This is a genomic window from Neisseria sicca (assembly GCF_003044565.1).
Classification (GTDB): Bacteria; Pseudomonadota; Gammaproteobacteria; order Burkholderiales; family Neisseriaceae; genus Neisseria; species Neisseria sicca_A.
Window position 1 is genome coordinate 141,231 of the sequence record NZ_POXG01000007.1, and the last position, 7,723, is coordinate 148,953.

5 protein-coding genes are annotated in these 7,723 nt (G+C 54.9%); 3 read left to right on the top strand and 2 right to left on the bottom strand.

Going from position 1 to position 7,723, the window contains the following annotated elements; translation table 11 throughout:
• Positions 1-9 precede the first annotated feature (9 nt).
• Positions 10-1,791, top strand: a complete 1,782-nt coding sequence (locus DBZ16_RS12610) for a J domain-containing protein (protein WP_107814231.1) — start codon at positions 10-12, stop codon at positions 1,789-1,791.
• A 97-nt stretch (positions 1,792-1,888) separates the two neighbouring features.
• Complete coding sequence (gene pdxA / locus DBZ16_RS12615; RefSeq protein WP_107814232.1) at positions 1,889-2,887, top strand: 4-hydroxythreonine-4-phosphate dehydrogenase PdxA; 999 nt, start codon at positions 1,889-1,891, stop codon at positions 2,885-2,887.
• 82 nt (positions 2,888-2,969) lie between these two features.
• On the opposite strand, the gene DBZ16_RS12620 is transcribed toward pdxA, so the two are convergent.
• Positions 2,970-3,335, bottom strand: coding sequence for a hypothetical protein (locus DBZ16_RS12620; RefSeq protein ID WP_107814233.1), 366 nt, complete (start codon positions 3,333-3,335; stop codon positions 2,970-2,972).
• Between the two features lie 69 nt (positions 3,336-3,404).
• Positions 3,405-6,623, bottom strand: coding sequence for an exodeoxyribonuclease V subunit gamma (recC, locus tag DBZ16_RS12625; protein ID WP_107814234.1), 3,219 nt, complete (start codon positions 6,621-6,623; stop codon positions 3,405-3,407).
• Positions 6,624-6,736: 113 nt separating this feature from the next.
• On the opposite strand from recC, the gene hslO reads away from it, so the two are divergent.
• Positions 6,737-7,642, top strand: coding sequence for an Hsp33 family molecular chaperone HslO (hslO, locus tag DBZ16_RS12630; protein ID WP_107814235.1), 906 nt, complete (start codon positions 6,737-6,739; stop codon positions 7,640-7,642).
• Positions 7,643-7,723 lie beyond the last annotated feature (81 nt).

A 7,723-nucleotide genomic window follows, 5' to 3' on the forward strand; every position in this document is an offset into this window, starting at 1 on the left:
AGGAAATCTATGGATTGCTGGGAAATTCTGCACATTGCGCCTACCGGTGACGAACGGGCCATCAGGCGCGCTTATGCGAAGCTGTTGAAATCGACACGTCCGGACGATGACGCGGAGGGATATCAGCGGCTGCGCGAGGCGTTTGATGAGGCTTTGTCGCGTGCGCCCTACATCGATGAGGAAGAGGACGCAGACGATTGGTCTTGGGATCATGCCGATAACGATGAGGCGGATGTTTCAGACGACCTTGATGAAGCACAGACTGAATATGTTGACGGGGCGGCGGCAGAATATGAATCGACCCAAGCCTATCCGCACGATACATGGAAAGACGCAGAAACAGACCATATTGAAGAAACTGATGTTTCAGACGACCCCTACGGATATAGCGGCGCAACTGCCGAGGCGTATTCATACCATGGATACGATGGCGTAGATTCAGACTATATTTTGGCGGAAATCGGACGCATTCACGATGAAGGGAAAAGTGAAGCGTTGGAACGCTCCTGGCCCGACATCCGCGCTTTATTGGACCGGCTGCCTTTGGGCGAATCGGAATATATTGCTTGGGAATTTTTGGATTTTCTGCGCGATCGGTATATTTCGAATATCATCGTATGGGCGCAATGGGCGTCTTATTTCCGCTGGCACGAGAGTCGCGAAGTTCTCCACCGTATGAGCACGGACGAGCTGGAGTGGGTTTATGACTGCATCAATGCGGCGGAAGTTTTGTCTGACAACGCCAATGGCAAATTCCCGCTCTTGCACAGCTTGAACCGCCTGACCGAGCAAGGGCGCGATATGCGGGCAACGGTGAATGCGTTTTTCCTGAATACGGCTTTACAGGAAGAAATATCGCCATCCGTACGCACGGCGCTGATGAGGCGAAAGACAAAACTGACGTCTGTTTTACAGAAAGCGCAATCATGGCGGCAGATGCGGATTGTGCTGCCGATTGTGGCGATATTCGTCGCCATGTTTACAGCGGCAGCCGATGACGCTTTATCCGCCTATATCGAGGCGTATTATTCGTTGGCCCTCGTCTCCACCCTCACGCTGGCGCTCTTGTGTTTCTTGGTCAATGTCTGCCGAAGTATATTTTTCACATGGCTGCCGTCTCTCTACAAACTCTTCACGGCGACTTTTGTGTTTAAAAAAGCGGCGATTGTACGCGCTTTCGTATTGCCTGTCGTGATGACCGCCGTGTGCCTGACCCCGACCGGTTCGGTAATGTTTTTCCTGCTGACCGTACTCGCATGGATATATTCATGGTGTACCTTTTTCTCCTACATCAAAAGCGAACGGAGTATTGTCGGCGGCCTGACGGTCAATCTGTCATTGATTGCCATGTTTCCGATAATCAATGTGATAAACAAACACTTGGAGCAAACGGCGGGCAACTCGGTATTGCTTATCCTGACGGCTTTGATGATATTGTTGTGGTTCAACGCCAATCTGTATCTGCGGTCGTTCCATCCCCATCTGTCAAAAAAACAGGCGCAATTCCTGCTGGCACCTTGTTCACCCAACGCATCCTTTCCTGCCAGGGCGGCCGCTTCATTCGCCTCCGCACTGGTTTGGATGCTGACGCTGCCGCAGCGGTGTGCCGACTATACCGAACGGGATGATATTTGGACGCCTTTGGGTTTCGGCGTACTGGCATGTATGCTGACGCTTATCCTGCCGCTTGGCGGCAATCGGATGCTGTGGTTTTACCCGACCGCATTCGCACTCGGCTGGCTGGTGCTTGTTTTGAAACAAAATGCCTACCGCAGCCTGATGCGGGCATAAGCTAAAGGTCGTCTGAAAAATTTTCAGACGACCTCAAACATACCGTACAACGCTGTTTTCATTTTCCTGCAACAGATTCATTCCATAAGGAATCCGCATGACTTTACCTGTTTTAGCCGTGACTTCGGGCGAACCTGCCGGCATCGGCCCCGATATCTGCTTGGATTTGGCGTTTGCCGATTTGCCGTGCCGCTGCATCGTGTTGGGCGACAAAAATCTGCTGCAAAGCCGTGCCGAACAATTAGGCAAAACCATCACCCTGCAAGATTTCGACCCGCAGGGCGGCAAGCCCGAACGCGGCATATTGGAAGTGTTGCACATCCCCTTAGACGCGCCCTGCCAAGCGGGCAAACTCAATCCCGCCAATGCCGCCTACGTCCTCAAACTGCTGGACGCTGCCTATCAAGGCATTTCAGACGACCTCTTCGACGGCATGGTTACTGCGCCGCTACACAAAGGCGTCATCAACGACGGACACGCCAGCGACCATTTCTTCAGCGGCCACACCGAATACCTCGCCGAAAAAAGCCAAACCGAACAAGTCGTCATGATGCTCGCGGGCGGCGGATTGCGGGTGGCACTCGTCACTACCCACCTTCCACTCAAAGACATCGCCGCCGCCATTACCCGCCCGCTGGTCGAATCCGTAACCCGCATCCTTCATGCCGACCTGCGCGACAAATTCGGCATCGCCCGCCCCCGCATCCTAGTGACCGGACTGAATCCGCACGCAGGCGAAAACGGCCATCTCGGCCATGAAGAAATCGACATCATCATCCCCGCGCTCAAGCAGCTGCAAAGTGAAGGCATAGACGCACGCGGCCCGTATCCCGCCGATACGGTGTTCCAACCCTTTTTACTCAAAGACGCCGATGCCGTTTTAGCGATGTATCACGACCAAGGGCTGCCCACGCTCAAATACGCGAGCTTCGGGCAAGGCGTCAACGTCACGCTCGGGCTGCCCTTTATCCGCACCTCGGTCGATCACGGTACCGCCCTCGACCTTGCCGGAACGGGCAAAGCAGACTCAGGCAGCCTCATGACCGCCGTTGCCACTGCGTTGGAAATGGCGCGCCATATCGACTCGCGTTCCTGAAACCGGATTTCGTTTATCACATAAGTTCTTGAAGCCAAAGGTCGTCTGAAAACAAGAAATACCATCCGAAACGATATGCGGCTTACCTGACGAACAAATCCACAAACTCGGCGCAATCTTTGTTGCGACACCTTGTTTTTAGAGTCTTCAGATGTGCAAACAACTGCTGTTTCTCGCTGTCGCTCAGTTTACGTCCTTTATCATCACGGACTTGGTTGTATTTCGGCGTATTTTTGACATCAAAACCACGGTTGATAAAGAAAACCGTTTCCTTACCAGCCGCGTTGCGCACGGTAAGCATCATGCTGCCGCCGTCCGCCGCGATGGCGCATTTGTCTTCAACAATGGCAGTGTAGTCAGTGTACATGGCTGTTCTCGGTTTGGTTTGGCTGTACGCCGTTTGACTCAATAAAACGGCGACAGCAATCGCAATGCAATGTTTCAACATGATTTGCTCCGTTTGCGTTTTCAGAGTGCGTAGCCTGCCTGTGGTACGATCTCTTCCGATTTGCGGCTTCTATGCCGCATCGGACGATTCCTCCTTGACCGCTTCCAACAGCGGTATCAACAGCTCTTCCACCAATCTCTGGAACAACGCTCCTTCCACCGGCTCGGTATCTTCGTTGCCGAACACTAAAGCGACTTCGGTATAGTCTTTTTGCCCTTTGCTGACTTTGTTGCCGTGATAGCTTTCCTTGGCTTTGTTCAGGGCATCTTCCCAGCTCTGTTTTTTGCCGTAGGCTTCGGCGGCGGCAAGGCTGGTTTTGGCAAAGAAAGGCAGCGGGCGCGTTTGTCCGAGGTTGAAGAACGTCAGCCATTTTTGCAGTATTCCTTGCGCTTGGCTGCTGCATATTTCGGGATAAAGCGTCGTTTCTTCGGGCTGAACGATATGGGTTTGGCGGGTTTCGGTTTCAGACGACCCTACCGCCGACCCTACCGCGCAAAAGATTAAATGTTCGAGCAGGAGGGCGATGCGCTGCGGAGCGTTGGGTTTGCGGTCGAGGTAGAACACTTGGCCGCATTGGTACAGGTTGCCGAGGCTGCCTTGCAGGGTTTGCCCGTCGAACGGGATTTCGTAAGCAAACGGCGGCAGTTTGGGGCTTTGCAGCAATGCGCCGTCTATGCGTTTGGCGGCGGCTTGGAAATTCTGCTGCCACAATTTACCCAGTTCACCGGTGGGCAACAGGCTTTCGGCGTCGAGGCGGACGGCGGTTTCTTGAAAGTCTTGGTTTTGGCGGCGGGCGTCGAGATAGGCGGCGGCAATTTTGTCGGCGCGTTGCGGCTCAAAGGGTTCGGCGGATTCCCATGCTTCGTCGCGGTAGGGTTCGCGCCAGCCTAGGGTTTGTTGCAGCCATGCTTTGACGGGATTTTTCCAGAAGCGGATGAAGTCGTCCTGCCAGACGGTCGGTGCGGGGCTGTTTTCTTCGAGGGCTTCGCTGAAAAACGGACGCGCCTGTTCTCGCGGACGGTTAAGGGCTTCGGCGTAGTCCTGCCGCGTGCTAAAGAGGTCGTCTGAAATGTTGTCTGCGATGAAATAGCGGTGGGAGAACGGTTGCAGGGGATGTTGCTCGACCCAGTGTTCCGCCAGCTCTTTGCTGCGCCGTCCGGTCATGGCGGCGACGGTGTCAATGAGTTCGCTGACGAGGGCGGACGGGGCGAGTTCGTCGTCGTTGCGGATGCTGCGGCCGACGTAGGAGATATAAAGGATGTCGCGCGCACTGATGATGGCTTCGAGGAAAAGGTAGCGGTCGTCGTCGCGGCGGGCACGGTCACCTTTTTGCGGGTGTTTGGCAATCAGGTCGAACACGGCGGCTTTGGTGTTGCGCGGGAAATCGCCGTCGTTCAGCCCCAAGAGGCAGATGACTTTAAACGGCAGGCTCCTCATCGGCACCATGCTGCAAAAGGTGATGCCGCCACGCAGGAATCCCGCCTGACTCTCGCTGCCTAAGAAGCGGCGGATGTGGCGGATGACGGTGTGTTGCGGCAAAGTGCCGCGAAAGCCTGCCAACGCGGTTTCTTCCTGCCATTTTGCCAACGCCTGCTCAAACTGCTGCAAGGCGTATTGGTCGTCGGCATCAGGCAGAAACAATGACTGCACCAAATCGCGGCAGCGTTCCGTCCATTCCTCCGTCGCTGCGGGTTTACGCCACTCGGCGGCGAGGCGGGACAGCGTGCGGATAAAGGCGGCAAAGCGGCCGAACACATCGAGGCGGTTGACATCGCCGTGCCACGCGCTGACGTTTTGCCAGAGCGGGCTGCCGTCGTCGGGCAGCATCCAGCCCAACACGATGCGTTCCAACGCCTGCTGCCAGGTGAACAGATTGTCCGCCGCGCCGCGCATTGTTCCGTCCAACCCCCAATGCACGTTCAATTCGGCAATGGTGTCGTACAGCAGCGGCAAATCGTCCGCCGTCAGCCCGAAACGGCGGAGCACCAAACCGCTTTCCAACAGCGGCAGCACTTTATCGACTTCAAACCGGCTTTCCAGCAAATCCAGCGTCTGCTCCAGCGCGTAAAGCAGCGGCTGGCGGCGGCTGAGTTTCACGTCCGACACCGAATACGGCAAAGCCTGCGCCCCGCCTTGCGCCTGCCCGAACACCGCCTCGATAAACGGGCTGTACGGCTCTATGTTCGGCGTCAAAACAGCAATATCGTGCGGCTGCCAGTCGGGATGTTCGTGCAGAATCCGCAACAGCTTGTCTTTCAAAATCTGCAATTCGCGCAAGGGGCTGTGTGCCGACACGATACGGACGGAGCCGTCGTCCAGCAAATCCGCGCGGCTGTGTTCAGACGGCATCCGCAGGTTTTGAATGTCGTTTTGCAGGCAGTGTAGCAGCGTGTCGTCTGAAGCCTCTTCAAACACATTCTGCTCCTCCAAGCCGATTTCCGTCAGAAAATCAAAAAAATCACGCCCCTGCTTGCCCAGCGATGCCAAGAGCGGATGCCCCGTCTGCGACAAATCCGCATCGTCGCCACCCTTCAAAAGCTGCGCTGCCTCAATCACATTGCCCCAATACTGACCGCTCGGATTGAGTGCGAACACAAACACATCGCAATGTTCCGAAATTTTCTGCAAAAGCTGCAAATACATCGGTGCCATCGTCGAAATGCCGAACACGAAAAACCGCTCGGGCAGGTGCGCCTTATCCAAAGACGACAGCAGCTTTTCCCACAACGCCACACGGTGCGGCGCGGATTGGTTGCCGTCGTCCAAATACCGCCAAAGCTGTGCCTGCCAGACCTCGTCCTCGCCCAGTCCCAGAAGTTTGCCTTCCTGCCAGGCATCAATCCACTGCGGCCGGTACACCAGATACTGGTCGAAAATATCCGCCAACTGCCCCGCCAACTGATAATCTGCCGACTCGCCGCTGCCCAAATAGCTTTGCAAGACAGAGCGGACGTTTTCAAATTCAGAGGTCGTCTGAAAACGCTCGCTGCGGAACAAATCCAAAAGCCGCCAGCGCATCACCTCCGGCGAAAACGGACTGAGCGCGGGAATATCGGGAATCAGCTTCTGCATCAACTGCCACGTCAAACCCGCCGGCAGGCTGAATTGCAAATTCGCCGCCACCCCCAGTTCGCGCGCCAGATACACGCTCAAATAACGCCGCATCCCCTGACTCTGCACCACAATCTGTTCCGCCGCCAAAGCAGACTCAAGCGGTCTGACCCTTTGGATTCCGGCAAACAGGGCGGCTAGCGATTCGAGGCGGTTGGATTGGTAGAGGTAGAACATGGCGATTAAAAGCAAAAGGTTAAGAACGCAAGACAGATTATAAAGTCCCTTGATTTCTCTGCAAGCGCAACCATATAGCCGTCAACCCATCATTCAGAAAAACAGAGGAATTTATGCCGCAAACCGACATCAACCACGCCGATATCCGCACACGTTTCATCTTTGACGATATGCCTGTACGCGGTCTGCACGTCCGTCTTGAAAATGTGTGGGAACACATCGTCGGACAAAAACACTACCCTGCCGCCATCCGCCGAGCTTTAGGCGAACTCCTCGCTGCGGGCGCGCTTCTGTCCAGCAACCTTAAAAACGAAGGCACGCTCATTGTCCAAGTACAGGGACAAGGTCGTCTGAAAATGCTTGTGGTCGAAGCCACGTCCGACAACACCGTTCGCGCTACCGCCCGCTGGGATGAAACTGCCGACATCCGTGATGACGAAAGCCTGACCGACCTTTTGGGCAGCAACAGCGTTTTCGTACTGACGCATCAACCCAAAGATGCCGAACCATGGCAAGGCGTTGTCCCGCTTGAAGGCTACAACATCGCCCAAATGCTCATGAACTATATAAAACGTTCCGAGCAACTTGATACCTATATAACCCTCGCTGCCTCCGATCATGTCAGCGGAGGACTGCTGGTACAACGTCTACCCGAAGAAGAACTCGACGCAGCATCATGGGAGCTTATCAGCACACTGACCCAAACGTTGACACCGGAAGAACTAACCACCCTAGACGCACAACACGTTCTCTATCGTCTCTATCACGAAACCCCACCGCGGGTTTTCGATCCCGAAAGTATCGAATTTGCCTGCACCTGCTCGCACGGCAAAGTCAGCGATATGCTGCTTATGTTAGGCGAAGAAGAAATTGGCGGCATAGTTGCCGAACAAGGCAGCATCCAAATCGATTGCGACTTTTGCCACACCAAATACGTATTTGACGAAACGGATGTGAACGCGCTATTTGGTGGAGACGTAGTCGGCATAGTGCGCCAGCAAGGCGGCCGTTTCCAATAACGAGCGTTCTCACAGCGCATACTAAGACAGTATTGCAGCCCGCTACCTTTTCAGACGACCTTTCCACATAGTCCTCTCCAT